Raw genomic sequence first — 26312 nt, 5'->3', positions numbered from 1 at the left:
ACTGAAGGATGCGAAAAGTAGTAACGTTTGGCGAAACCATGATGCGGCTAACGACCTGCCACCATCGTCGGTTTGGTCAGTCAACGACGTACGAAAGTGCCTTTGCCGGCGGAGAATCAAATGTTGCCTCCGCCCTGGCGAAATGGGCCGTGCCGGTGGTCCACGTGACCCGGTTGCCCAAATCCGATTTAGGCGACGCTGTGGTAGACGGTTTTAAATCGCTGGGCATCGATACGCGCTTTATCCAACGGGGCGGGCGCCGGCTGGGCTTGTTCTTTGTCGAAAAAGGCGTGTCAATTCGGGCCGGAAAGGTGATCTATGACCGTGCCCACTCCGCCTTTGCCACGCTTTCTCCGGCTGATTTCGACTGGCCAGCCATTCTGGAGGGGAGTAGCTGGCTGCATTTTACGGGAATTAGCCCGGCTATCTCTGAAAACGCGGCCCGCGCCTGTCTGGAAGCGGCCCAGACCGCCAACCGGATGGGGCTTACCGTATCCATGGACGTAGCGTATCGAAGTAATCTCTGGCAATGGGGGAAAAGGCCCGCTGAAGTCATACCCGAACTGGTTAAACACTGCACGGTCATCGTATGCAGTCCGCACGATACGGCCGAGCTGTTTGGCATCTACCCACGCCCGGACGAAGACCCGTTTAAGTCCGTCTGTCGGCAGCTGATGGGCCAGTTTCCAGCCCTGACAACCATTATCACTACCGAACGGGGGCAGCAGTCGGCTTCGCACAATACGCTGCGGGGCAAGTGCTGGCAGGGCGGGAGGTTGCTGGTCACGGATACGATAGATATTCCGAACATAGTGGACCGCATTGGCGGTGGGGACGCCTTCATGGCGGGGTTCATCTACGCGTCGCTCGCGGCAAAAGATACCCTGTCCGCGCTGCGTTTTGGCGTGGCTGCTTCGGCCCTGAAGCACACCATCGATGGCGACCTGCCCCTGGCCAGCGTTGAGGAGATCGAAACAATCATGAACGGAGATACCTCCGGTCGACTAACCCGATAACTCGAATGGCCCGGTTTACCCCCGAAGCAATTACCACCAAACTAGCCACTGTGCCCATCGTTCCCCTGTTTACCCACGCAGACGTTCCGACGGCCCGCTCAGTTGTCAGAGCTTGTTATGCCGGTGGAGTGCGGGTTTTTGAATACACCAATCGGAGCGATCAGGCCGAGCTGGTTTTTGCGGATCTGGTCCGGCTGGTTCGTCAGGAAATGCCTGACCTGGCGCTGGGGATCGGTACCATTTTTACCGCCGATGAGGCCCGGAAGTACATCGACCTGGATGCTGATTTTATCATTCAGCCCATCATTCGTAAGGAGGTGGCTGACGTATGTCATCAGGCCGGGGCGGCCTGGCTTCCGGGCGCCCTGACCCCGACCGAAATAGCTCAGGCCGACCATTGGGGGGCCAGTGTGGTGAAGGTTTTCCCGGCCAGCGTAGTCGGTCCTGCCTTCATTCAGGCCCTCAGAGGACCCATGCCCACGGTCAAACTCATGGCAACGGGTGGTGTAGAGCCGACCCACGCCAACCTGCGGTCCTGGTTCTCGGTCGGCGCTTTCTGCGTGGGTATGGGCTCGCAGCTTTTTCCGGCCTCGGTTCTGGCCGCTCGGGAGTACGGACAAATCCAGGCACTGGTTGCCAACTGCGTTGCTGTCACGAAAAAAATCGTAAACTAATAGACTAACCATGAAGATCACCGCCATTGAAACGTATATCTGTCACGCCTATCGTACCAATTGGGTGTTTGTGCGCGTCATGACCAATATCGACGGGCTCTACGGTATCGGCGAGGCTACGCTGGAACATAACGAGCTGACCGTCGCGCAGCAGTGCCGCGAGCTGGAGCGCATTTTTGTAGGTAAAGACCCGCGCAACATTGAGCGTCTCTGGCACGAAGCCTACCGCGACGTGTACTGGCGGGGTGGTTCGGTGCTGATGAGCGCGTTGTCGGGGGTCGAGATGGCCCTGTGGGACATCACGGCCAAAGACCTCGGGGTGCCCGTGTATCGGCTCATGGGTGGTAAAGTACGCGACAGCGTTCCCTGCTACGCCAACGGCTGGTTCGCTCCGGCTAAAACCCCTGAACAGTTCGCCGAAAAAGCGGCTTTTGCCATCCAGCAAGGCTTCAAGGCCCTCAAATGGGACCCGTTCGGGGCTGCCTACCTAAGTATGAACCGGGTGGAGTTTGATGGAGCCCTGGCGGTGGTTGCTGCCGTGCGTGAAGCCACGCGGGGTAAAGCGGATATTATCATCGAAGGACACGGACGGTTCGACATCCCGACGGCGGTGCGGATTGGTCATGCGCTCGAAAAATTCGAACCGCTCTGGTTTGAAGAACCGCTACCGCCCGAAAATCTGGAAGGACTGGCTGAAGTGAAACGCCGGGTGAACGTACCCATAGCCGCCGGCGAACGCCTGTATAATCGCTGGAATTTCCGCTCGCTGTTTGAACTGCGGGCCGCCGACTTTGTGCAGCCCGACGTCAGTCACGCGGGGGGACTGGCCGAGACCAAAAAAATTGCGGCTATGGCCGAAGCCTATCACCTGCCCGTTTGTCCACACAACCCGATTGGGCCGGTAGCCAATGCCGCCACGCTGCAACTGGCAGCCTGTGTGCCGAACTTCTACCTGCTCGAAACGATGAATACCGACGTACCCTGGCGTTCAGAAATTACGACCGAAGCGGTGCAGTTTGTGAACGGCGAGATGATCATTCCCGATAAACCGGGACTGGGTATTGATCTGAATCTGACTGAAATTGCCAAACACCCCTTCGACCCGCGCCCGCTGCGACATTACAAAGGAACGCTGACTGAAATCCGCCCGGCCGATGCTCAGAGCTACTTCATCAACTAAAACGCCGAGACGTACTACTAGTCGGGCGGACAATACCAGCAGGGAAGGCGGGTACTCCACTTCCAACTTGTTGGCAGAATGGTAAAAAAGGCTAGTCAAATGGCTTTTTGTGCAGGAAGTTAGTGCCAACTTACACACCTTTCGAGCACAAGTAAACCTGCATGACATACAAAATAGCTCCCTACTTCCGGCTCGATTCAGATTCGTATCGGCCCCTGACTCATCTTGTTTATACCTGCCTAACGCTCTCCCTGACGCTGCTTTTGCTTGTGGGAACGGTAAATCTGGTTCAGGCACAGGCTGTATCGAAACCAGTTCCCTCTGCCGCTAACCAGCCATTGGTCACTAAAATCAAATCGACCAGGGGGCTGGTGGCGCTATGGGATTTTAAGGAGCCTTCGGGGCAGTCCCGCCAGGCCGTTGGTACAGCTGCCTTTCCCCTCGCTGAAACCGGCGGCCCGGTTCCCCGCTACACCGAGGGGCCGCTTTCGGGCTATTCGGCTGGTTTTGGGCAGGGGGGCTATCTGTCGCTACCGAACGCCCGGACTGGCGCGCTGAATATACACGGCCCGAAACAAGGCGTGACGGTAGTGGCGTGGGTCAACTGGACCGGCGAACGAACGGGCTTTGTGGGGGGGATGTGGAACGAGTACCAGGATGGAGGCAAGCGCCAGTACGGGCTGTTTGTGTCATTACCCTACTACAACGGGAAAGATCAGGTGTGCGGTCACATATCGAAGACGGGAAAGCCAACCCCACCATTTCCGTACTCCATCGACTACTCGGCCAGTAAGCAGCCGGTGCCTGCCAACGAGTGGGTGTGTGTAGCCTTTACCTACGACGGGAACATGATTAAGTCGTATATGAACGGGGTTTTTGAAACCAGACCCGCCGAACTGATCGACCATACCAGGGGGATGACCGGCTATCCGGACGGGCTGACTCAAAGCAAAAACCCGTATTTTTTTCCGGACGGAATCGGTAACAACGGCTCTGACTTTACCGTTGGGGCGGTGCTGCTGAAGAGCGGCATGGGAAACCTCTTTACGGGTAAAATAGGCGGACTGGCCGTGTTCGATCGAGCGTTGAGCGCAACGGAGCTGACCCGGCTGGTGCGTTGATCTGACAGGAACGAAACGTTGACGCATCGCAGCAGACAGGGGCGGGTGTAAACTGCCCCGGTGGGTTGACGATTGGAAATAGCTATTTCTATCTGGGTTTTATCTATATTTTTGAGGACGCAGACGCGATGCTCAGGTCGAATACAGCGCTGTCTGCCCCGCGCATGATCCAGTATACGTTTGGTTTACCGCACAGCCGATTCATCAGCGGGCTTATCAGTAGTCTGCTGGCCGGGCTGCTGCTCGTTCTGGCGGGGTGTGCCGAAACGAAACCGAAGGCCGCGTATCGTATCGGTTTCTCGCAGTGTACCGGTGCTGACCTGTGGCGGCAGACCATGCTTAACGATATGAAGCGGGCATTGGCATTACACCCGGAATACACCTTGCTCTACAAAGATGCGGGCAACAGTACCGCCCGGCAACTACGCCAGATCGAGCAGCTGGCGGCTGAAGGAATCGATCTACTCATCGTTTCCCCGAATGAATCGGCCCCGATTACCAAAGCCGTGGATGCCGTCTTCAAAAAAGGCACACCCGTCATTGTGCTCGACCGGCGCATCACGTCAACGTCGTACAATACTTTTATCAGTGGCGATAACGTCGAGATTGGTCGACTGGCGGGGCGGTTCGTCGGCTCGTTGCTGAAAGGGCAGGGGACAGTAGTCGAAGTAACCGGTCTGGCCGGGTCATCGCCTGCCCAGGAGCGTCGTCAGGGCTTCCGGGAGCAGCTGGCCCGAACGCCCGGGGTGCGCGTCATTCGCGAACTCGACGGGCAGTGGGAGCGCGACACCGCCCGGCACCTGGCCGAGCGGGAGAAGCAGGTGCTGCAACAGGCCGATGTGGTATTTGCGCACAACGAAGTTATGGCGCTGGGCGTCCAGCAGGTTTGTAAAAAATACGGCCTCGACCGACGAATCCGGTTTGTCGGTATCGATGGTTTGCCCGGCCCGGTGGGTGGCATGCAGCTGGTATTGGATGGTATCCTGACCGCTACGTTTCTGTACCCCACGGGGGGCGAAGAAGCTATAGAAGCCGCTGCCCGGATCCTGAACGGGAAAGCCGTACCGCGCGAAACAATTCTGAAGTCGTTCCAGATCGACGCGTCCAACGTGCAGGCCCTGAAAGCGCAGAGCGATCGATTGTATACCCAGCAGCGGGATATCGAGCGGCAAACCCGGCGGATTCAGCAGCTGACCGAAACCTATTCGTCGCAGCGAAACCGGCTCTATATCACCCTGTTCAGCCTGGTGGTAGTAATTGTGCTGGGCGCCTGGGCCCTGTACCTGGTCCGCGAGAAGCAGGCTGCTTACCAGCAGCTGGCGCAACAAAATGACGCCATCCGGCAGCAGAAAGACCAGATCGAAGCCGTTTCACGGCAGGCCCGGCAGGCCACCGAAGAGAAGCTTCGGTTTTATTCGTACATCTCCCACGAGTTCAACACCCCGCTCAGTCTGATTCTGACCCCAACCGAAGACCTGCTGGCGCGCAGGCAGATCGATCCGCGGGAGGTAAAGGCCAGTCTACTGCTCGTCCGGAAAAATGCGTACCGCCTGCTGCGGCTGGTCGACCAGATGCTGGATCTGCGAAAGGCCGATGCCGGCAAGCTGCAACTCAACGCCCGACCGGAAGACCTGGTCGCGTTTGTGCAGGATATTGTACAGGATTTTGGGCAAAAAGCCGCCAGGCAGCGGATCGATCTGCGGCTGATCAGCAGCGAACCGAAACAGCTCCTCTGGTTCGACCGGGACAAGCTGGACAAGGTGCTGTTCAACCTGCTGTCCAATGCCTTCAAGTATACGCCGAGAGGAGGGTTTATCCATGTGCGGCTTGAAAAGCAGGCAGAAACCGTACTCGTTCAGGTGCAGGATAATGGCGAGGGCATGACAGCCGACGAACAAACCCATATTTTCGACCTGTTCTATACCGGCGGAAACCGCTTTACGCTGGGAAACGGGCTGGGGCTGGCGCTCTCGCGCGAGTTCGTAGAGCTTCACCAGGGCGAGCTGACGGTTCAGTCGGAGAAGGGGCGGGGCACGACGTTTACCCTGTTGCTTCCGCTGGGGAGTGCCCACCTCGACCCAACCGACCTCGAGCCAGCGCCCGCGCAGCAGCCGGGTCTGCCCGTGGAGGAAGAATGGGCGCAGGCCGAAACGGGCGTGACCGAAGCCGGGGCGCGCAAGTCGGGTACGCTGCTCCTGGTTGAAGACCATGACGAACTGCGCCAATACCTGGTGTCCCGTCTGGCTGACCGGTTCGAGGTGCTGGCCGAATCGACGGCCGAACAGGGCTGGGAACGCATCCTGGAAACGATTCCCGACCTGATCATCAGTGATATCATGCTGTCGGGCCAGACGGCGCAGGCCATGAACGGGCTTCAGCTCACCCAGCGTATCAAAAACGATTTTCGTACCTCTACCATACCCGTTATTCTGCTGACCGCCAAAGGGCAAATGGAAGACCGGATTGAAGGAACCCGCGCCGGGGCCGACGCCTATATCAGCAAGCCGTTTCAGATGGCTTATCTGCTCGAAACCATCAATACCACCCTTATCAATCGGGAGAAATGGCAGCAGCGCTATACGGGCGATTACCTGGCCAAAACCGAAAACCGGCAGGAGAAAAAGTTCCTGAACGAATTGACTGCCCTCATTGAGCAGAAGCTGACCGATACGTCTTTCGGCGTGGAGCAACTGAGCCGCGAGATGGGGCTGTCGCGGGTGCAGCTGTACCGCAAAACCCAGACCCTGCTGGGGAAAAACGTGGCCGACTATTTTGCCGAAATCCGGCTCAAGAAAGCCCGGGCGCTACTGACGGAGACTAGCAAGCCCATTGCCGAGATCGCCTTCGAAACCGGCTTCAGTTCGCCCGCCTATTTTACCACCTTCTTCAAGCAGCACACCCACCAGACTCCCTCCGAATACCGAAAATCGCCTTCCATCAATGCGTAAGCGAACCCGCCTGACGTTCGGCCGACCAGCCCGTTTTCGTGATAGTGTACCATCGGCCAGCCGGCGGATTAATGCCAGATACTGACTTGCAGCAACCCAACGCTGCCGCCTGTCAGCGGGTTGAAGACGGCAGGCAGAGCCTGTATGTCGTGGCCAGACAGTAGACCGGGGGCCGTCGGGTCTTCCTCCAAAAACCCATGTTCACCGGCGGAAAAGACGGATTCATCCACCTTTTTTTGACGACTCATCGGTCGCCCTGCATCTTTGCCCGTTCCCCAACGATCGACACATCTGTATGATTAACCGGCTGACTTCGAAGCAAAAATGGCAACTGGCTATCCGGCTGCTGCTGTTGTATGCCCCGCTGCTTCTGTACGTCAACCTACCCGAAGCAGCCCGCACAGCCGATACCCTGCTGGATGGATTGCCGTATTTTGTGGGCTTCAGCGTGGTGGCGCTGGGTATGTACTTCATCTGGATAAACGCGACGGATCTGATACAGCGGCAGCTGTTTCGCTGGTTCGGCGAAGAGTTTCTGCTGGAGTTCAACTGGCTGGCGTTGCTGCTGGCCATACTGGTATCGCTCGGGCTGGCGATGCTGTACATCCTTGCTTTTCATGTTATTCTGCAGGGTATCTTCACCGTGATCCATTACATCCGGCCGTTTACGGGGCCGAAGCCGGACCCATCTACGCTGCCCGCCGAAGCCCTGGCCTACGTCCAGCGTGCGAACAACGGCTTTTCGGTGGTGATCATGCTTTCTGCCTTTTACCTGACCATCAACGCCCGCGCCTACCAGCAGCTGAAAAACGTTCAGCTCAAAGCCGAACGGCTGGAAAAAGAAGCAGCCCTCAGCCAGTTCGAAGCGCTCAAGAACCAGCTCAGTCCGCATTTTCTGTTCAATAGCCTGAGTATTCTCACGTCGCTGATTCACGAAGACGTTGACCTGTCTGAGCAGTTCATCAAACACCTGTCCAAAGCGTATCGCTACATTCTCGAACAGCGCGATCAGAATCTGGTGCTTCTCAAAACCGAACTCGAGTTCATTCAGGCGTATACCTTTCTGCTGCAGATCCGGTTCGAGAACAAATTTCAGGTCAGTGTCGATGTACCGCAGGAGGTGCAGCAGCAGTACCGCATCGCCCCCTTATCGCTGCAAATGCTGGTAGAAAATGCAGTCAAGCATAATCGAATGTCGGTGCGGGAGCCGCTTCAGGTCCGGATTTACAGCCAGGGAGAGGAGCTCGTGATCGATAACCGGATACAACCCCGCGACCAACCCGAGTTCTCGACCGGCGTTGGACTCCGTAACATCACGAACCGCTATGTGCTGCTGACCGACCGTCGGGTTGAGTACGGCGAGCAGGCAGGCAACTTCATTGTAAAAATCCCGCTGATCGTATGAACGTAGTAATCATTGAAGACGAAGACCGTACGGCCCGGCAACTGGAGCGTCTGATCCACAAATACGACCCATCCATTACCATACTGACGCAGCTGCCGTCGGTCAGGGAAGCGCTGGCCTGGTTCCGGCAACACCCCCAGCCCGATCTGGCGTTCATGGATATTCACCTGGAAGACGGGCTGGCTTTCAGTCTGTTCGAGCAGATGAACCTGACCGTACCCGTCATTTTTACCACCGCCTACGAAGAATACACCATCCGGGCCTTCAAGGTCAACAGCATTGATTACCTGCTGAAGCCCGTCGATTATGCCGAGCTGACGGCCGCGCTGGATAAATTCAAAACCGTTCGAACCGCTCCCCGGCTGCCCGATCTGCAGGCTCTGGTCGAACTCATGCAGAGACCACGGGCGGCTGCCTACAAAGAGCGGTTTATGATTAGCATCGGTACCAAAATTCGCAGTGTGGAAGTAGCGGAGCTGGCTTATTTCGTTTCGGAAGAAAAAGCCACATTTCTGGTCACCCGCGAAGGTCAGCATCTGCCCGTTGAATACAGCCTCGACCAGCTGGCCGGACTTCTTAACCCGGATCAGTTCTTCCGGGTAAACCGGCAGTTTCTGGTGGCCCGACCCGCCATTCAGACCATTCAGGCCTACTCGGCGGGTAAGCTCCGGCTGGATCTGACGCCCCCGTCGCGGCAGGAGATATTCGTTAGTATGAGCCGTCTGTCGGAGTTTAAAGACTGGCTGGGCCGCTAGTGCTCATTCATTCGTCAGCCATAAACCGATGTCCAACCGGTTTAACGGGCTGTTCGTCCTGTTTTTGTTTCCGGGGTATTCGCGCCTGCACACCTTTGTACAGCATTAAGCAACCCCATGAAAAAACACATCTACCTGATCGCTATCCTGCTGCTTGGTATCGGCTCGTCTGTCCGGGCTCAATTTCCAATGGGTGGCGGAATCACACCAACCAAAGCACTGCCTGGTACCGCGGGCGACCAAAGCCCCAAAGGGAACGCCCGGATTACGGGCTACGTGCTGGACTCGGCCCAGACCAAAGCCGTCGAATTTGCTTCTGTTGCCCTCTACAACAAAACAACCGGCAAAGCCGTAGACGGCGCCGTTGCCGACGATAAAGGGAAGTTCACCCTGTCGAAACTGGTGGCGGGTGAATACCGGCTGCTGTTCTCGTTTGTCGGCTTCCGGAACAAAACCATCGACGACGTGAAGCTGACCAGCGGCCAAACCCTCGACCTGGGCGTGATCCGGCTCAGCCCCAGCGTAAAAACGCTTGAAGAAGTAAACGTGGTGGGGCAGGCCGCGCTCATCGAAGAAAAAGTAGACCGGCTGGTCTACAACGCCGAGAAAGACATTACGGCCAAAGGGGGCGATGCATCGGACGTGCTGCGGAAAGTGCCGCTGCTGACCGTCGATCTGGATGGCAACGTCAGCCTGCGCGGCAGCCAGAACATCCGGGTGCTGATCAACAATAAGCCTAGCACCATCGTAGCCAGCAGCGTTGCCGACGCCCTCAAGCAGATTCCCGCCGATCAGATCAAAACCGTGGAGGTTATTACCAGCCCTTCGGCCAAGTACGATGCGGAAGGGTCCGGGGGTATTATCAACATCATCACCAAAAAGAACAGTTTGCAGGGCCTGAACCTGAATCTGGATTCGGGGGTGGGTAACCGGGGTTCGTCGCTGTCGCTGAACGGCAACTACCGCAAAGGCAAAGCGGGCTTTACGCTCGGTGGCTTCGGGCGGGCCAACTACAACACCATCACCCGCACCAGCCTGGAACAGACCAGCCGCGTCAACGACGTGACGACCACCACCCGGCAAACGGGCGATGGCTCCAGTTCAGGGCTGTTTGGTCAGTATAACCTGGGCTTCGATTATGACCTGGCCAAAAACCAGAGCCTGACGGCGGGCGTGCGCTACGGGGTACGTAACTTTCTGAGTCAGCAGGACCTGGTAACCCGCTTGTTCACCAACGGTCTGCCCAGCTCGACCGCCAGCCGGAATGTCGATGCCAAAAACCTCTCCGGCACCGTCGATGCCAACGTCGATTACCTGCATACGTTCAAGCCGCAGCAGGAGTGGAGTATCTCGACCCTGTACAGCCGCAACGACCTCACCAACAACTTTGACGCGGATTTGCTCGGCACCACCGGAGCCCTCACCGGCCGGCAGCGGAACCTGAATAAAAACATCAATGAGGAGTTTACCCTCCAGACCGATTACCAGACACCGATCAAAAAGAACCAGCTGCTCGAGTTTGGCGGAAAAGCCATCCTGCGGGAAGTCAACAGCGACTACCGCTACCTGATAGCCGGGCCAACGGGCGATTTCAGAACCGAAACGAACGGCACCCAGGGCGAGCTGCTGTATCACCAGAACATTGCGGCCGGCTACAGCTCGTATACCTACACCACCAAGAACCGCTACACCCTGAAAGGGGGCCTGCGCTATGAGCATACCTTCATCGACGCCAGTACCCGGGAGAGCGGTGTGTTGGGTATCGCCAACTACGGGGTGCTGGTTCCGAGCCTGAATGCGTCGAAAACCATAAAAGGAACCTCGATCAAGCTGGCCTTTAACCGCCGGATTCAGCGGCCGGGTCTGCAGCAGCTGAACCCGAACTTCAACGCGGCTAACCCGCAGAACATAACGATTGGTAACCCCGAGCTGCTGCCCGAGCTGACCAATAACTTTGAGCTGGCCCTGAGCAGAACCATCAAGAAAACGTTTATCAACGCCAGTTTCTTCGGTCGGGTAACCAACAACGCCATCACGCAGGTGCGGCAACCGTCCGATACGCTGCCCGGGGCTATCGTAACGACTTATCAGAACATCGGTCGCCAGTATACCTACGGCACCAACATTTTCGGAAACGTGGCGGTAACCTCTAAAATCAACGTGGGCATCTTCTTCAACACCTTCTATACCAGCCTGACCGGCCAGGAACTGGGTGTCGATGGCCTCTCCAAAACGCTGACTAACGATGGCTTTAACGTGAGCGGTGGTACGTTTGCGTCGGCCCAGTTCCGCAAAGGCTGGGGCGTGCAGGCGTTTGGCTTCCTGCAGGGCTCTCAGGTACAGCTGCAGGGACGCCAGGGCGGCTTTGGGTTCTACACCCTGGGCGTGAAAAAGGACATCGCCAACAAGAAGGGTAGCGTGGGGCTGGCCGCAGAAAATTTCCTGAACGACCGCTTCAATATTCATACTGTCCTAAATTCTCCCCAACTTAGCCAGATCAGCGACGTATACCTGTATAACCGGGGCATCCGGTTGACGTTTACCTACAAAATTGGGAAAATGACCATGGAGGCCCCCCGCAAAAAAGCCCGCTCTGTCAATAACGACGACGTGAAGAGCGAAGGCGGTCAAACCCAGTCGGGTGGCACGACCGGTGGCGGACAGCCCCGTCAGTAATGCGTTCTGAAACCCATGTTAACCTTACTAATCGAAAATTCACGAACACAATGAAAACAACCCCGTTTCTGGCCTCAGCCCTGGCCCTTTTTGCTACTGTAGGTGCCTTTGCGCAATCGGTAGATGAGATCGTAGACAAACACATTGCGGCCCTCGGTGGCGCCGATAAACTGAAAGGGGTCAAAACCCTGGTTATGGAGCAGTCGATTTCGGTGCAGGGTATGGATATCCCCAGCAAGACGACCCTGGTGCTGGGTAAAGCCTCCCGGTCCGAGTCGACCGTTATGGGTAACTCCATGATCCAGGTGGTAGATGGTAGTTCGGGCTGGATGGTCCGGCCCGCTATGATGGGCGGCACGGGCGATCCGGAAGATATGCCGGCCGATCAGCTGAAGCAGCAGATGGGTCAGCTGGATGTGTTCCCGCTGCTGGGCTACAAAGAGAAGGGTACCCAGCTCGAACTGGTCGGTAAAGAGAAGGTAGACGGCAAAGACGTGTATCACCTCAAAGTAACCGGCAAAGACGGTCAGCCTTACGATGAGTACATCGATGCGACTACCTACATGGTCAGTAAGATCAAACGATCGATGAATGGTCAGATGGGCGAAATTATGCTGTCTGACTACAAAGAGACGGACGGTATCAAATTTCCGAAGACGATGGAAATGGAAGCCGGCCAGATGGGCACGCTGACCTTCACCACCGAAAAAGTAACCGTTAACGGCAACGTAGACGAAGCAATTTTCAAGAAGCCCGCTAAATAAACGGCCGGGTTAGCAGGAACCGACCGGAAACGCCGGTCCATAAGGAGTTCGTACGAGGGCTGGAACAAGGTTGGGCTATGGCCCCGCTTGTTCCAGCCCTCAGTCGTTGTGAACAGCGCTGTAACAAAACAAAAAATCAGCGTATCATTAATGAAAGTCGATAAGGTGTATAAACCTACAAATGGCTGATTTATAGCGTACTGTGATAATATCCGATTTCGAAAGAAACAGAACGCATACTGCAAGCGCAGCGGAAGATAATTCTACACCTTTGACTCATTAAATGACATTTTTCGGTCGGGTATGAGTCAGCAACAGCGTATTTTCTTCTGGTCGATTACGGCCGCTCTGGGTGGTTTTTTATTTGGCTTCGATACGGCCGTCATCTCCGGCGTCGAGCAATCCCTGCAGGGATTGTGGGAGCTTAGCGTCTGGGAGCATGGCCTGACGGTATCCATGGCGCTGGTCGGAACGGTGCTGGGGGCCATGCTGGGCGGCATACCGGCCGAGCGTCTGGGGCGTCGGAAAACCCTTTTCTGGATTGCTGTTCTGTATCTGGTCTCCTCGCTGGGCACGGCGCTGGCCATGGACTGGGGTACCTTTCTGGTATTCCGATTCCTGGGCGGACTGGGCGTAGGGGCGTCGTCGGTGGCAGCGCCCATGTATATCACCGAAATTTCACCCGCCAAGTCGCGGGGGCGGTTGGTAGCGCTGTTTCAGTTCAATGTGGTACTAGGTATCCTGATTGCCTATCTGTCTAACTACCTCTTGCAGGACATTGGCGACAATGCCTGGCGCTGGATGCTGGGCGTACAGGCCTTGCCCTCGCTGCTGTTCCTGCTGGCCGTGCTGAACATTCCCGAAAGTCCACGCTGGCTGTTGCTGCGCAAAGGAAACGTGGACGAAGCCCGCGAGGTGCTCAAACTCATCGATGAAGAAAACTATACCGAAACCCTTGTGGCTCTCCAGCTGAGCGCTACTCAAACGGCCAGCCAGCAGAAAGCGAAGCTCTTTTCGGCCCGGTATCGGACTCCGGTTATGCTGGCCGTTCTGTTTGCGGTATTCAACCAGGTTTCGGGCATCAACGCCATCATCTATTACGCCCCCCGTATTTTTGAAATGACAGGTCTGGGTAAAAGTTCTGCGTTGCTATCGTCGGCCGGGATCGGGGTGATCAACCTGCTGTTTACCTTACTGGCGATGAACCTGATCGACCGGTTTGGCCGCAGAACCCTCATGTTTATTGGGTCCGTGGGTTTGATCATAACACTGGGTCTGGTAGCCCGGGCATTCTATCTCGAAGACTTCGGCGGTCTGTCGGTACCCATTTTTCTCTTCGTCTACATCGCCTTTTTTGCCTTTTCGCAAGGGGGGGTGATCTGGGTATTTATCTCCGAAATTTTCCCGAACGAGGTGCGGGCGCAGGGTCAGGCGCTGGGCAGCTTTACCCACTGGCTGATGGCTGCCATCATCACGTTCTCATTTCCTTATTTCGCCGAAGCGATCGGCGGTGCCCATACGTTCCTGTTCTTCTGCCTGATGATGGTCGTTCAGCTCATCTTTGTCTGGAAGTACATGCCCGAAACCAAAGGGACAAGCCTGGAGCAGGTCGGTAAATCGTTTGTTGTTCATTAATCCCCCCGTATCATGAAACCTACCGTAATTTGTTTTGGCGAAGTTCTATGGGATGTGCTGCCCACCAGTAAACAACCGGGTGGCGCGCCCATGAACGTAGCCGCCCACCTGCGCAATTTCGGCCTCAATGCCCGGCTGATCAGTCGCGTTGGCACCGACGAACTGGGCCGCGAACTCCTGGATTTTCTTGAGCAGAAAGGAATCTCCACCCAACTGGTACAGACGGGCCAGTCGCATCTGACGGGAGTGGCCAAAGCAAACGTCTCCGACTCCAGTGAAGTTACCTACAAGATTGTCATGCCTGTAGCCTGGGATTATATCCGGCTGGCACCGGGCCTGGTAGAGGTGGTCCGTCAGAGTGACTATTTTATTTACGGGAGCCTGGCCGCCCGCAGCCATCAGACTCACGTTACCCTCCAGACACTACTGGCAGTGGCTAAAAAGAAAGTTTTTGACGTAAATCTCCGGGCGCCCCATTATACCCAGGAGGTGGTTGAGAGCCTCCTACACCAGGCCGACATGGCTAAGCTTAACGAGCATGAACTGATTGAAATTACGGACTGGTACCAGAGCGAAACCGATTTGCGGCCGGCCATGCAGCAAGTCTACGATCGCTACCAGCTCGAAACGCTCTGTGTAACGCTCGGTGCCGACGGGGCGGCTTTACTCGATCAAACAGGATTTTATACCCAATCCGGTTTCCCGGTCGAAGTGGCCGACACGATCGGAAGTGGAGATGCGTTTCTGGCGGCTTTTCTGCATAAAACGATACAGAACGAACCGCCCCGGAACAAGCTGGCCTTCGCCTGTGCGACCGGGGCTTACGTAGCCACACAGCAAGGCGCAACGCCTTCATTTACGGAAGCGACAATTGGTTCGTTTCTTGAGCGATCTGCCGTGCCGGGTTGCTAACCCGACCTTGATTATCTAAACGGGCCTGTGCGGAATTGCCGCCTGCTTATCGGACAGGCCCTGTTTGTTCTCATCAATCAATACCCTCTTTACTTCATGAAACAAATTATTTTATCCATCGTAATGACGGCTATGACCCAAATTGCCAATGGCCAGATAGGTATCGACTACCGGCCACAGTCCCGCTTTACTCCACCTAAAAACTGGATCAATGATCCGAATGGTTTAGTGTATCATGACGGCGAATACCACTTGTTTTACCAATACAATCCGTTTGGAAATGTATGGGGTCACATGAGTTGGGGTCATGCGGTCAGCAAAGATCTGCTCCACTGGGAGCACCTGCCCGTGGCTATACCGGAGTTTACCGATTCCGATGGTAAAACAACGGCTATCTTCTCAGGAGGGGCAGTTGTGGATAAGGGCAACCGAAGCGGCCTGTGCCCGGCCGGATCGAAAGACTGCTTGATCGCGCTCTACACCGGTAATGTTACCGCCGGCGACAAGCAGCTGGTGCAGTACCAGAATCTGGCCTACAGTGCTGATAAGGGCCGTACCTGGAAGCAGTATGATAAAAACCCGATTCTGGATATTGGCAGCAAAGAGTTTCGCGACCCGAATGCGTTCTGGTATGAACCCGAGCAGAAATGGGTAATGGCCACCGTAAAAGCAACTGAACACAGGGCTGCTTTCTATTCGTCTACAGATCTGAAAAACTGGACCCTGATGAGCCACTTCGGGCCCGTTGGCGATACCTCCAAAGTATGGGAGTGCCCGGGACTGATGCAGGTGCCGGTACATACCGAAGCGGGCCAGCCAACCGGCCGGTCGAAATGGGTGCTGTTTATCTCGGCGGGCTTTCCGCAAAAAGACTATGTAGGTACCCAGTATTTTGTAGGCGATTTCGACGGGAAAACATTCACCCTCGACCCGGCAGCCCAGCCCAAGCCCGTTCCGTCGGCCAATGACTATGCCGGAGCGCTGGTCGACTACGGGAAAGACTATTATGCCGCGGTTCCCTACAACAACCTGCCCGCTTCGCAACCCGGTCCGGTCATGCTCGGCTGGCATAACAACTGGGCGTATGGCAATGAACTGCCCACAACGCCTTTCAAAGGAGCCATGTCACTACCCCGGCAGATCACTCTCCGGCAAACCCAGGATGGATTGCAGCTTGTGCAGCAGCCCATCGAAGGCGTTCGAACTCTGCGCGGTGCCCAAACGAACCGGCAGGCAATTCAGTTGACCAGCCAGAGCCAGACGCTGGAAAAAGCGACCGATAATGCCTACGAGCTGGAGGTCGAGCTGAAACCCGGTACGGCCAAACGGGTGGGGCTGAAACTAGCCAAAGGGACGAACGAAGAAACCATTCTGCAGTACACCGACGGCAAACTTCAGCTCGATCGCCGGCGATCTGGTAACGTATCGTTCAGCCCCCGCTTCCCCAGCGTTGAAGAGGCTCCGCTCCGCCCGAAAAATGGCGTCATCAAGCTCCGCATCTTCGTCGATAAGTCGGTGGTCGAAGTATTTGCCAACGACGGCGAGCGCGTGATCACCGACCTGATCTTCCCGACCGAAACCGCCGGTGGTATTGACATCTTTGCCGAAGAAGGCAGTGCTGAATTCGTCAAACTGACGCGCTGGGCACTTAAACCGATTCGACAGTAGCCGGTCAAAACCAGTCAAATTTGCCACAAAAGCCGCTCCGCAAAGCGGCTTTTGTGATGTCAGGGCGCTTTCTAAAACCTACCATCGACTAAGCTTTTCCCCGGCTGAGCAGAAACATCCTACGTACGTGGACACCGTCAGTCTGTTTAGCGGATCAGGACAGATGTACCAGATAATCGGTCAGAGCTTTCCACTGAATCTTCTGGTAAAAGAGCCAGCCCCCTTCGGCAATAAATGTATTGACGGCCGATCGGTCACCGGCCTGCGGTTGTTGATTGTTGATCGATTCGTTACTGCCGATTTCCCAGGCACTGACCTGATTGCCGGTCCGCTCAACCCGAAACGTACTACTGGCCTGCTGGTCGAAAAAGTGGTCGATAACCTCGGTTGGGGCCGACCTAGGATCGTGACTGGGTTTTACGGTAAATTCGACCCGGGTCGGGGTGATGCCGATGTGGGTGACCCGGACCCAGTTTTCCGGCATAGGGCCAGGGAGTTGGATCAGGATAAAATCGCCGACGACGGGCTGATCATTTGGTTTGGGCTCGCCCTGCTGGTCGTGCAGCCTGAAGTCGGCAGTGACGCTCGACAAGCCCGACCAGGCGTCAACATGGAGCAGTTTAATGACTGATTGGTCGAACGCCCGGGTGGCAGCCGATTCGTCGGCGAAGGCCTGCTGGCTCGAATAGGTCACGTCTTTGGTTTCTTCGCCCTGAACCACCTTGATCTCGTGTTGTAGCTGGCCAAGACTTGACTTAATATCCATCCGATTTTCTGCGTAAGGTGAGTGCTTTAGGGGCAACGGCGAGTCGTTGACTAGATAAAACAAGCAGGCCGGGCGAGTGATTGTTACTCGGGCCGTAAGTTCGTAAACGGTCCTTCGGTTGGGGGTAACGGTATGGTCAGGTCGGCGGACGAGTTGCGGCTGTGCTGTATGTAAGCCGTTGGCGACAGGCCGAACAGTTCCTTGAAGCGCTGCGAAAAATACGAGAGGTTATCGATGCCCACCAGAAACGCTGTTTCGGTAACGCTGTGGCCTTCCTGCAGTAGCTGCGCGGCTTTTTTGAGTCTGTAGTTTCGAATAACCTCGTTGGTTTTCAGACCCGTCAGCGCGGCCAGTTTTCGCTGGAGGGTTCGGGTGCTGACGGCCAGTTCGTTGGCGAGGCTGTTGACGCTCAGTTCCGGGTTGTTCAGTTCGGTATCGAGAATCTGGTACAGCTGCCGCAGGAGTGGGTCTTCCAGGGTCTGATGGGCAATGGGCGCGTCGCCCGTGTTCAGCCGCTGGTAAAGGAACTGCCTGAGTTGTTGCTGATACGACAGCCAGTTCGCCACCCTGAGCTGAAGTTCATTCATCTGAAAAGGCTTGGCCAGGTAATCGTTGGCCCCGGCGCTAAGACCTTCCAGCTTGCTGTCGGCCGAGACCCGGGCCGTCAGGAGGATAACCGCAATATGGGCTGTCAGGGGCGTTTGTTTGATTCGCTGGCAGAGCGCATACCCATCCAGTCCGGGCATCATCACGTCGCTGATGACCAGGTCGGGCATGCTTACCTGAATGAGCTGCCAGGCGGCCTCTCCATCGGCAGCGGTGCTGACCCGGTAGTGCGCCTGTAACCCCTGGGCAATATAGGCGCGCAGGTCGGGATGATCGTCAACAACCAGCACCTGAGGGCGCGGGTCATTCAGCTCGGGCGGAGTGGGCTCCGGGTCGTCGGCGGCCGACAAAACAGCCGGCTGGAGCGAGGCTGGCTCCGTGTCGGCGTTTGGCAGGTGGGGAGCCAGCCTGACCGGCAGCGTGACCTGAACCCGGCTACCCTGCCCCGGAGTGCTGGTCATCGCGAGCTGGCCCCCGAGCAGATCGGTCAGTTCCCGAACCAGCGACAGTCCGATACCACTGCCTTCGTACGGGCGCGTTCCTGAATCATCGACCTGGTAGAACCGGTCAAACACATGCGGTAGTTTATCGGCAGGAATGCCAATGCCGGTATCGGTTACCGACAGGCAGACGGCCGAGATGGCCTGTGTGGTCTCGTCGACGGTGGCCGACAGCTCAACGGTAATCTGGCCGCCGGTTGGGGTGAATTTGAGGGCGTTATGGATGAGGTTGTTGCTGATCTTGGCCCATTTGTCGGCATCGAAGCAGACATCGCCGGGCAGCGTCTGCCCCACAAAGGTCAGGCTGATCTGTCGGGCGGTGGCGGTAGCCTGGAAGGACTCGACCAGGTCCCGCACGTAGGCAGTCAGGTCGCCCTGCGATTCGGTGACCGACAGGCCGCCGGCCGCCAGCTTCGACAAGTCGAGCAGCTGATTGATCAGTTGCAGCAACTGGGTCGCGTTGCGATGGACCGACGTCAGGGTTTGCTGAAGCGCGGGTGGATAGGTATGCTCGCGCAGGAGCTGATCGATGGGGGTGATTATTAACGTCAGTGGGGTTCGGAACTCGTGGGTAATGTTGGTGAAGAACCGGCTCTTCAGCTTATCGAGGGTTTTGAGCTGCTCCGTTTCCTGCCGTTCGAGGATCAGCCGGTGCCTTTCCTGAATCCGACGGGTGCGGTAATGGATGTAGCCGTAGACCCCCCCCAGCGCGAGCAGGATGTAGGTCAGGTAGGCCCACCAGGTGGCCCAGAAGGGAGGCCTTATCCGAACCATGAGGGTTTTGATATGGTGGCTCCATTGCCCTGACGTATTGGCGGCATTCAGCCGCAGTTCATACCAGCCGGGCGGCAGTTTCGTATACGTAGCCAGTGGGAGGGTGCCCGCATCGACCCAGCCCGGATCGACCCCCCTGAGCTGGTATCGGTACCGGCGCCGGTTGGGCTGGTTATACTGCGTGCTGGCGAACTCAAACGTCAGAAAGTTCTGGTCATAGGGAAGCGACAGTTCGGTCAGCGTATTCAGCGGAGCCGGTAATGGTGTCTGGCCAGTTCTGTAATCGGCGGGCTGGTTGTTGATTTTCAGGCTGGTCAGCATGACCGTCGGCTGAAACGTGTCGGTCTGGATCGTAGAGGGGTTGAAAATTGTCCAGCCCGCCGTCCCGCCGAATGCCAGTCGACCGTCGGGTAACAGCAGCGAATGAAACCGGTTGAACTCGTCGGCCTGTAGTCCCTGGTAGGCCCGGAAGGTCCGGGTCTGATGCGTCACGGGATGAAAGCGGCAAAGCCCCTGGTTGGTGCTGAGCCACAGAAATCCTTGTCGGTCGGCCTCCATGGCGTAGATGGTGTTGTTGGGCAGCCCGTTGCGGGTGGTAAAGACGCGGCTCTGGCCGGTTTTTCGGTTGAGGCAGATCAGCCCTTCGTAGCTGCCGACCCAGAGCAGATCGGCCCGCTGGGGATCCTGCATAATGCCCAGTAACCGATTGGTCAGAAATGTGCCGGGCAGTTGCGCATGATCATAGATACGGGTCTGGCGGGTCGACAGCGAAAAACGGAGCAGGCCCCGGTCCAGGGTAGTAATCCACAGTTGGTCCCTGTCGGCCAGCAGATCAACGACCACCAGCCGGCCGTAGGGCATGGTCCGGCCAAAGGGGAGTGTCCAATGCCGAGCCGAAGGGTCGAAGTACCAGATCAGGCCGTTGCTCTGGATACACCACAACCCCCCGGCGGGCGACAGGGCTATGCCCCGAATGGCCGAGCCGGCCGACTGATCGTTGGGGAGAGGAGGGAGGGGCCGACCAGTTCGGCTGCGAGGGTCATAATACCCTACGTCACGATCGTGGGCAAACCAGATGCGTTGCTGCGGATCATGAACCGTCCGGCAAAGGTACGAGCTGAAGTGCTGCATCCGTTCGGGCCGACCCAGCGACGGCAACAGCGATTGGATAGGCAAACCCAGCTCCTGCTGAAGAACGTCCGGATGAAAAGCGGTATGGTAGGGATAGGTCGTGAAGTCGGGCGCGGTAAGATCGACCCGCCGGAGACCGGCCGCGTTGGTGCCGTACCACATCACCCCCGACCGGTCGATGAGAAACGATTGCGGATGCCGGTAAGCAGTCAGGTCTGTTTCCCACCGTTTCTGGAAACCCTGCCGGGGTGAATAGTGAAAAACCTGCCCGGCCAGGTCGGTAAAGAAACCACCCGAGCTGTCGGCCTGGAGCCAGGCGGTACCGTAGTTCATTGGCACCGGAACCGGCAGCCGACGGTAGCGGCCCCGCTTGGGGTCGAAAAGGATAAACGAGCTGCGGTCGGCGGTAATGAGTTCGCCGGTGGTGCTGACGATCAGGCCGGGCAGCTCATCCTGTACCCGTTCGGGTTCGGTAGGTTGCGCCAGGGTAAACGGCAGGGGGTAATTGATAAAACGGTGCCGGCGCTCATCCCACCGACTCATGCCTTTTTGCGTGAAGACCCAGAGCTGCCGACGCCCATCGGCAACGAGGGCCTTGACGGTATCGCTGAGCAGGCCGTTCTGCTGTCGGTTCAGATGCCGGACCCGGCCCGTTTGCGGCTCGATACGAAACAGACCACCCTGTTTGGAGGCCACCCAGAAACGCCCCCGCGGGTCGATCCAGGCCGTTGACTGATGCTGGTGAAAACGACTATGCACCCGACGCACGGCGGGTAGATTACCAACATGCCGGATGACACCCGTTCGTGGGTCGAGCTGATCGAGCCCATCATCCTGCATGATCCAGAGCTGATGCTGATAATCGCTGTAGAGGGAGGTAACGGCGTTCGACTGCAGGGTCGTAGTGTCGGTTTGGTCGTGCCGGTAGTAGCGGAAGTCAGCACCGTCGTAGCGGGCCAGTCCGTCGCGGGTACCGACCCAGATAAACCCGTCGATGTCCTGCACAAGGCCGCACACGAATGACTGTGGCAGACCATCCTGACCCGTAATGATCTGGGTAGGCTTCGTAAACCGGAATGACTGAGCCATGCCGTTTGTCAGCAGACAGACAAACAGATAGACAAACGGGTATATGTAAGACCTTTCAGGATGTGGAAAACGCCAGGTCATCAATAAAGTTATGTTGATAGATAATATAGATTATTTAGCGTGTGGACTGGCTATCATCTATCTGTACGCGTTTATCGGTCGACAATGTCCCGCCGGGTTGCAAAAATACTACTGTAAAACAGTATACTATGGCACAATAGCGACAATTTATGGCGCGAAAGTGACAGGGGGTTGAGGGGGAGGCCAGCTACCTTTGTCAAAGCTTCCTGAGTGAATGTTCGTCAACCTCTGGTTTTTGCCCGAAGGCAGAAGCTGTATCGGACGAACATCCGGTTACGGAAACCCATCCACGGGTCTGTTTCGGCAGGCTTTACCTCAACCTTCCTCTTTCTTTATCAAGCAACGAGTGCCTCTGAGCCCTCAACCACTGGTTGGGGGCTCTTTTTTTGGGAAAGTCTTTTTTAGAGGACAGACTGGTCGGCACATACCCGACGACGGGACACACTGACAGCCCTGGCTGGCAGCCATATGACAAGCCCGGAAGAAAGCCGCGTAGCCAATCTTGAGGAGTCCGGCATTACACGCCAGAGTGTCTGGCCGGCACGTAGGAGGATGGCAAACGGCCAAATTTATCCTGAAACACTTTGGTAAAATACGGAAGGCTCTCAAAACCGACCTGATAGGCTACCTCCGAAACGCTATAGCGACCCTGAGCCAGTAGTTCGGCCGCATGATCGAGCCGCTGGTTACGAACAAACTCAACGGCTGTCTGGCCGGTCAGGGCTTTTAGTTTACGAACCAGCTGCCGCTGACTCATGGAAACGGTCGTGCTCAGCTGGCCAACATCGAAGCTGCTGTTGGCCAGCTGACTGTTGATCGCGAGCCGAACCCGCTGCAGGAAGTCGAGTTCCCGGGCCGTCATGGGTGCCTGGGTCGGACTGGGTACCTGGCGCTGGCCAGTCAGATACTGGCGCAACCGAACCTGGTTCTGCACCAGGTTCTGCACCCGCACCGTGATCTCGGCCCGGTTGAAGGGCTTGGTCAGGTACTCATCGGCCCCGCGCCGAAAACCGTCGATTCGGTCTTCGGGCGTTGCTTTGGCGGTCAGCATCACAATGGGGATATGGCTGGTCGAATCCTGGCTCTTCAGGGTGCTGCAGAAGCTGAGCCCGTCGAGCCGGGGCATCATCAGATCGCAGATTACGATGTCGGGCAAGCAGGTAGTGGCGCATTCCAGGCCTTCCAGCCCATCGGCCGCTTCCAGCACCTGGTAGTCGTTCTCGAAAATACTACGGATATAGGTTCTGATATCAGCATTATCGTCGACGATCAGCAGGAGGTTATCGTGGATGACGGGTAGCAGATGGGCGCTTCGGGCCGCACTCCGGTCGCTGACCACCCGGTTGGTCGGTTCGGGGCTGGCAGCGGCTGCCGCAGCGGCCGGGGGCGGGGTGGCGTTGACCAGGGGGAGCCTAACCGTAAAGGTCGTGCCTACCCCTTCGGTGCTGTCTACGTCGATGGTGCCGCCGAGTACGCCAACCAGTTCACTGACCAGCGCCAGGCCGATGCCGGTTCCTTCGATGGACCAGCCGATCTTGCCGTCAATCTGGTAAAACCGCTCGAAAATATGCTTCAGGTGCGTCGGGGCGATCCCGATGCCTGTGTCCTGAACCCGGACTTCCCAGGAACCCGACAAACCGGGTGCCGGATAACGCACCTGCATCCGGACCTGATGCCCGGCCGGGGTGAATTTAAATGCGTTGGTGAGCAGGTTCGTGACGATCTTCTCTATTTTGTCCGCATCGAAGCGCGCCCACCGTTCGGGCTCGTTCTGCTCAAAGCTGAACAGGATTTGCCGGCTTTCGGCCAGCGACCGGTACGAGCTGGCCAGTAACCGCAGGAACGACGCCAGATCGCCGGGTTCCGGTCGGGGTATGAGCTGACCGGCGTCCAGCTTGCTGATATCCAGAAGCTGGTTGATCAGGCTCAGCAACCGGTTGGCGTTCCGGTGCACGAGCGGGAAGCGGGCGTCGTGCGCGTAGTCCTGCATGGCCTGCTCGATGGGGCCCAGAATCAGGGTTAGCGGGGTCCGGAACTCATGCGAAATATTGGTGAAAAACTGGGTCTTGAACGCATCCAGCTCCGCCAGCCGGGCCGCTTCTTTCTGCTCGAACAGAACCTGCTGCCGCAGCAGCCAGCGCTGCTGCTGGAAACGGTATAACAACCACCCCAGCAGGAGGAGCAGGCCGATGTACAGCAGATAGGCCCACCAGGTTCGGTAAAAAGGCGGCTGAACGTGTATGGCCAGCGTCACCGGCCTGCTCCAGACTTCACCATCGGCCGACCCCATCATCTGAAACGTATATTGCCCGTAGGGAAGCTGAGCGTAGTTGGCAAACCGAACGGTGCCGGCTTCTACCCAGTTCCGGTCGATGCCCTCCAGCCGGTAGCGGTACCGGTTTCGGGTCGAGTGGCTGTAATCCATGAGCCCGAACTCAAGGGTCAGCAGGGTTTGGGTAGGCGAGAGGTCAAGCCGCTGCGTGTAGTCGATACTCTGGGCCAGCAGTCCATCGGCGCCCCCCACCGTAACCACTTCATTGTTGACTTTTAGGCCAATGATATGGGCCTGGGGGGCGGGCCCCGTTTTGCGAATCAGGTTCTCAGGCCTGAAACTGTTGAGTCCGTTGACACCCCCGAAGAGCAGCTCACCCGATGGGGTTTTATAGAACGAAGAGGTGTTGAACTCATCATCCTGCAGGCCATCGGCTTTGGAGAAGTTCCGGAAGGTGCCGGTGCGGGGATTAAACTGAGACAGGCCCCGGTTGGTACTCAGCCACAGCATCCCGGAGGCATCGGAGAGCAGGCCGTAAATGACCCGGTTGGGCAAGCCCTGGGCTTCGGTAAAGTAGGTGAAACGGCCGGTTTGTTTATCGAGTCGCTCCAGACCCCCGCCTTTCGTGCCGACCCACAAATAGCGTTGGGGTTGCTGCGGATCATCGATCAGGCAGGTGATAAAGTCGTGGCTCAGGCTTTGCCGGTCGGTAGGAATGGTTTTATAGATTGAGAACGCGGGTTTATCGAGCGGATGTGCAACGCGAACCAGACCTGACTGGGTACCGATCCAGAGCGTTCCCGCCGGGTCGAAGCGCAGGGCATAGGTCTCGATAACGGCTCCGCTCCGGGGTAGTAACGAATCATAGGCTAAAACGCCAAACGTTTCCGTGCGGGTGTTGAACGTCAGAAGCCGACCGTCTACGGCTCCGATCCAGAGGTTACCCACTTTGTCTTCTACGGTGTAGTTGCCGTAAAAGCCGAAGGTTACCTTAGCCGGCAGGGGGAATTTCTTAAGGAGCTTCCAGTCGGGCGAGAACTTGAACAGCTGATTCTCATGGGTCATGAAGTTGACGTTCGATACCCAGAAGAACCCGCGGCTGTCCTGCATCATGAAACGCTGTCGCTTGTCGGCCGCAGCCAGTCGTTCGTCGAGAAACGGCCGCAGCGTGTTCGAGGGACGGTCAAGCTGGGCATAGGCAAACTGGTGACGGGCGTAAATACGGCCCTGCCGGTCGACGAAGAGGTTGGAGAGTGAGTGGTTGGCCAGGTAGGAGTTGAACTGCCGGATAATCGGGTTAAACCGTCTCAGTCCGTAGCCGCTCGTGCCGACCCAGATATTGCCGGTCCGGTCCCGGAGCAGATTGGTGATCGAGTAAACGTGGGCGGGCAGGGCTACAAAGGCCGTTTCGGGAGACAGTCGGGTCTGGCTGAACAGCTCGGCGGGCGACATGATCCAGAGGTGGTCCGGGGTGGCAATCGCCAGGGTGTTGCGGTCGATGGGCTGGATCTGCACACCAACGTAATTGCTGTGGGGCAGCGCAATGCTTTTCTGCTGACCCTTATGCCAGCCAATGATTCGATCCCGGGTGCTGGCAAACCAAAGGTCGCGCTCGGGGTCCGTGTAAACGGCATGAAAGTCGAGCGGCTCTTTCAGGGTAAAGTCCAGCTCGTAGGTTCGGGTCGGATGGCGCCAGTCGAATCGGTAAACGCCGTAGGCAGCCCCCAGAAACGCCCGCCCGTCGGGCTGAAAGCTGAACGAAAAAATGGTGTTCATCGACGCTGCCGTGCTGATGTCAAGCGTCTGAATCTGCACCCGGTCGGTGAGGTCGGCCTGATCGGGCAGTTTGTCCCGGGGCAGGGTAATCTTGAAAATTTTGTTCTTATCGGTGCCAATCCAGATGTTGCCATCGGGGTCTTCGGTAATGACACGAATGTCATAATTGCCGGCATTGGGCCCCGGCTGGTCGCTGACCCGGATGTGGTAAAACCGTTGCGTCCGATCGTCGAACAGGTTCAGCCCGCGGGTGAGGGTGCCGATCCACAGTCGTTTGTGCCGGTCTACGAGCAGGGCTGAGCAGGAATTGTCCGAGAGGCTGAACGGATTGTAGGGGTCGTGGGTAAAAACCCGGAAGTTATGGCCGTCGTATCGGTTGAGGCCGTCTTTGGTCGCCACCCAGATATAACCGGTATGGTCCTGGGCCAGATCGAAGATCATGCCCTGCGAGAGCCCATCCGAGATGGTAAGCTCCTGCCAGCCGGTTTGCTGTGCCAACAGGGTATAAGGCAGGAGCAACAGAAGGTAAATAAGCCGCATACTGGAGAGGAGTTATGCGCAAC

15 protein-coding genes are annotated in these 26312 nt (G+C 57.0%); 12 read left to right on the top strand and 3 right to left on the bottom strand.

From position 1 onward, the window contains the following. The first annotated feature begins 8 nt into the window (after positions 1-8). From B1C80_RS10500 to B1C80_RS10440, 12 genes are all read left to right on the top strand, one after another. On the top strand, positions 9-1016 hold the full coding sequence (locus tag B1C80_RS10500; RefSeq protein WP_077921042.1) for a sugar kinase: 1008 nt from the start codon (positions 9-11) through the stop codon (positions 1014-1016). 5 nt (positions 1017-1021) lie between these two features. Next, positions 1022-1690 carry a bifunctional 4-hydroxy-2-oxoglutarate aldolase/2-dehydro-3-deoxy-phosphogluconate aldolase gene (gene eda / locus B1C80_RS10495; protein ID WP_077921041.1) on the top strand — a complete coding sequence of 223 codons (669 nt, stop codon included), beginning with the start codon at positions 1022-1024 and terminating at the stop codon, positions 1688-1690. Positions 1691-1700: 10 nt separating this feature from the next. Continuing rightward, complete coding sequence (dgoD, locus tag B1C80_RS10490) at positions 1701-2870, top strand: galactonate dehydratase (RefSeq protein WP_077921040.1); 1170 nt, start codon at positions 1701-1703, stop codon at positions 2868-2870. Between the two features lie 161 nt (positions 2871-3031). Continuing rightward, complete coding sequence (locus tag B1C80_RS10485; protein ID WP_077921039.1) at positions 3032-3991, top strand: LamG-like jellyroll fold domain-containing protein; 960 nt, start codon at positions 3032-3034, stop codon at positions 3989-3991. A gap of 164 nt (positions 3992-4155) precedes the next feature. Further along, on the top strand, positions 4156-6939 hold the full coding sequence (locus B1C80_RS10480; protein ID WP_077921161.1) for a substrate-binding domain-containing protein: 2784 nt from the start codon (positions 4156-4158) through the stop codon (positions 6937-6939). 295 nt (positions 6940-7234) lie between these two features. Continuing rightward, entirely contained in the window at positions 7235-8344 is a 1110-nt protein-coding gene (locus tag B1C80_RS10470; RefSeq protein WP_077921037.1) for a sensor histidine kinase, read from the top strand. Continuing rightward, positions 8341-9099 carry a LytTR family DNA-binding domain-containing protein gene (locus B1C80_RS10465; RefSeq protein WP_077921036.1) on the top strand — a complete coding sequence of 253 codons (759 nt, stop codon included), beginning with the start codon at positions 8341-8343 and terminating at the stop codon, positions 9097-9099. The genes B1C80_RS10470 and B1C80_RS10465 overlap by 4 nt, the downstream gene beginning before the upstream one ends. Positions 9100-9216: 117 nt before the next feature. Beyond that, the gene (locus tag B1C80_RS10460; protein ID WP_077921035.1) at positions 9217-11775 is read left to right on the top strand and encodes a TonB-dependent receptor domain-containing protein; all 2559 of its coding nucleotides are present in this window, start codon (positions 9217-9219) and stop codon (positions 11773-11775) included. Positions 11776-11825: 50 nt separating this feature from the next. Beyond that, the gene (locus tag B1C80_RS10455; RefSeq protein ID WP_077921034.1) at positions 11826-12539 is read left to right on the top strand and encodes an outer membrane lipoprotein-sorting protein; all 714 of its coding nucleotides are present in this window, start codon (positions 11826-11828) and stop codon (positions 12537-12539) included. Positions 12540-12842: 303 nt separating this feature from the next. After that, complete coding sequence (locus B1C80_RS10450; RefSeq protein WP_077921033.1) at positions 12843-14174, top strand: sugar porter family MFS transporter; 1332 nt, start codon at positions 12843-12845, stop codon at positions 14172-14174. 12 nt (positions 14175-14186) lie between these two features. Next, complete coding sequence (locus tag B1C80_RS10445) at positions 14187-15086, top strand: carbohydrate kinase family protein (protein WP_077921032.1); 900 nt, start codon at positions 14187-14189, stop codon at positions 15084-15086. 96 nt (positions 15087-15182) lie between these two features. Next, positions 15183-16754, top strand: coding sequence for a glycoside hydrolase family 32 protein (locus tag B1C80_RS10440; protein ID WP_077921031.1), 1572 nt, complete (start codon positions 15183-15185; stop codon positions 16752-16754). Between the two features lie 154 nt (positions 16755-16908). Here the strand turns inward: B1C80_RS10440 and B1C80_RS10435 are convergent, their stop codons facing one another. The 3 genes from B1C80_RS10435 to B1C80_RS10425 all read right to left on the bottom strand — a co-directional run bounded on the left by B1C80_RS10435 (position 16909) and on the right by B1C80_RS10425 (position 26289). Then, complete coding sequence (locus tag B1C80_RS10435) at positions 16909-17520, bottom strand: hypothetical protein (protein ID WP_077921030.1); 612 nt, start codon at positions 17518-17520, stop codon at positions 16909-16911. 83 nt (positions 17521-17603) lie between these two features. Then, positions 17604-21620, bottom strand: a complete 4017-nt coding sequence (locus B1C80_RS10430) for a response regulator (protein WP_161492749.1) — start codon at positions 21618-21620, stop codon at positions 17604-17606. A gap of 598 nt (positions 21621-22218) precedes the next feature. Then, positions 22219-26289, bottom strand: a complete 4071-nt coding sequence (locus tag B1C80_RS10425; protein WP_077921028.1) for a two-component regulator propeller domain-containing protein — start codon at positions 26287-26289, stop codon at positions 22219-22221. Positions 26290-26312: the final 23 nt, after the last annotated feature.

The organism is Spirosoma sp. 209 (assembly GCF_002006735.1).
Lineage (GTDB): Bacteria > Bacteroidota > Bacteroidia > Cytophagales > Spirosomataceae > Spirosoma > Spirosoma sordidisoli.
Note: the sequence above shows the minus strand (reverse complement) of the source record. Positions and strands in the feature narration are given on the sequence as shown.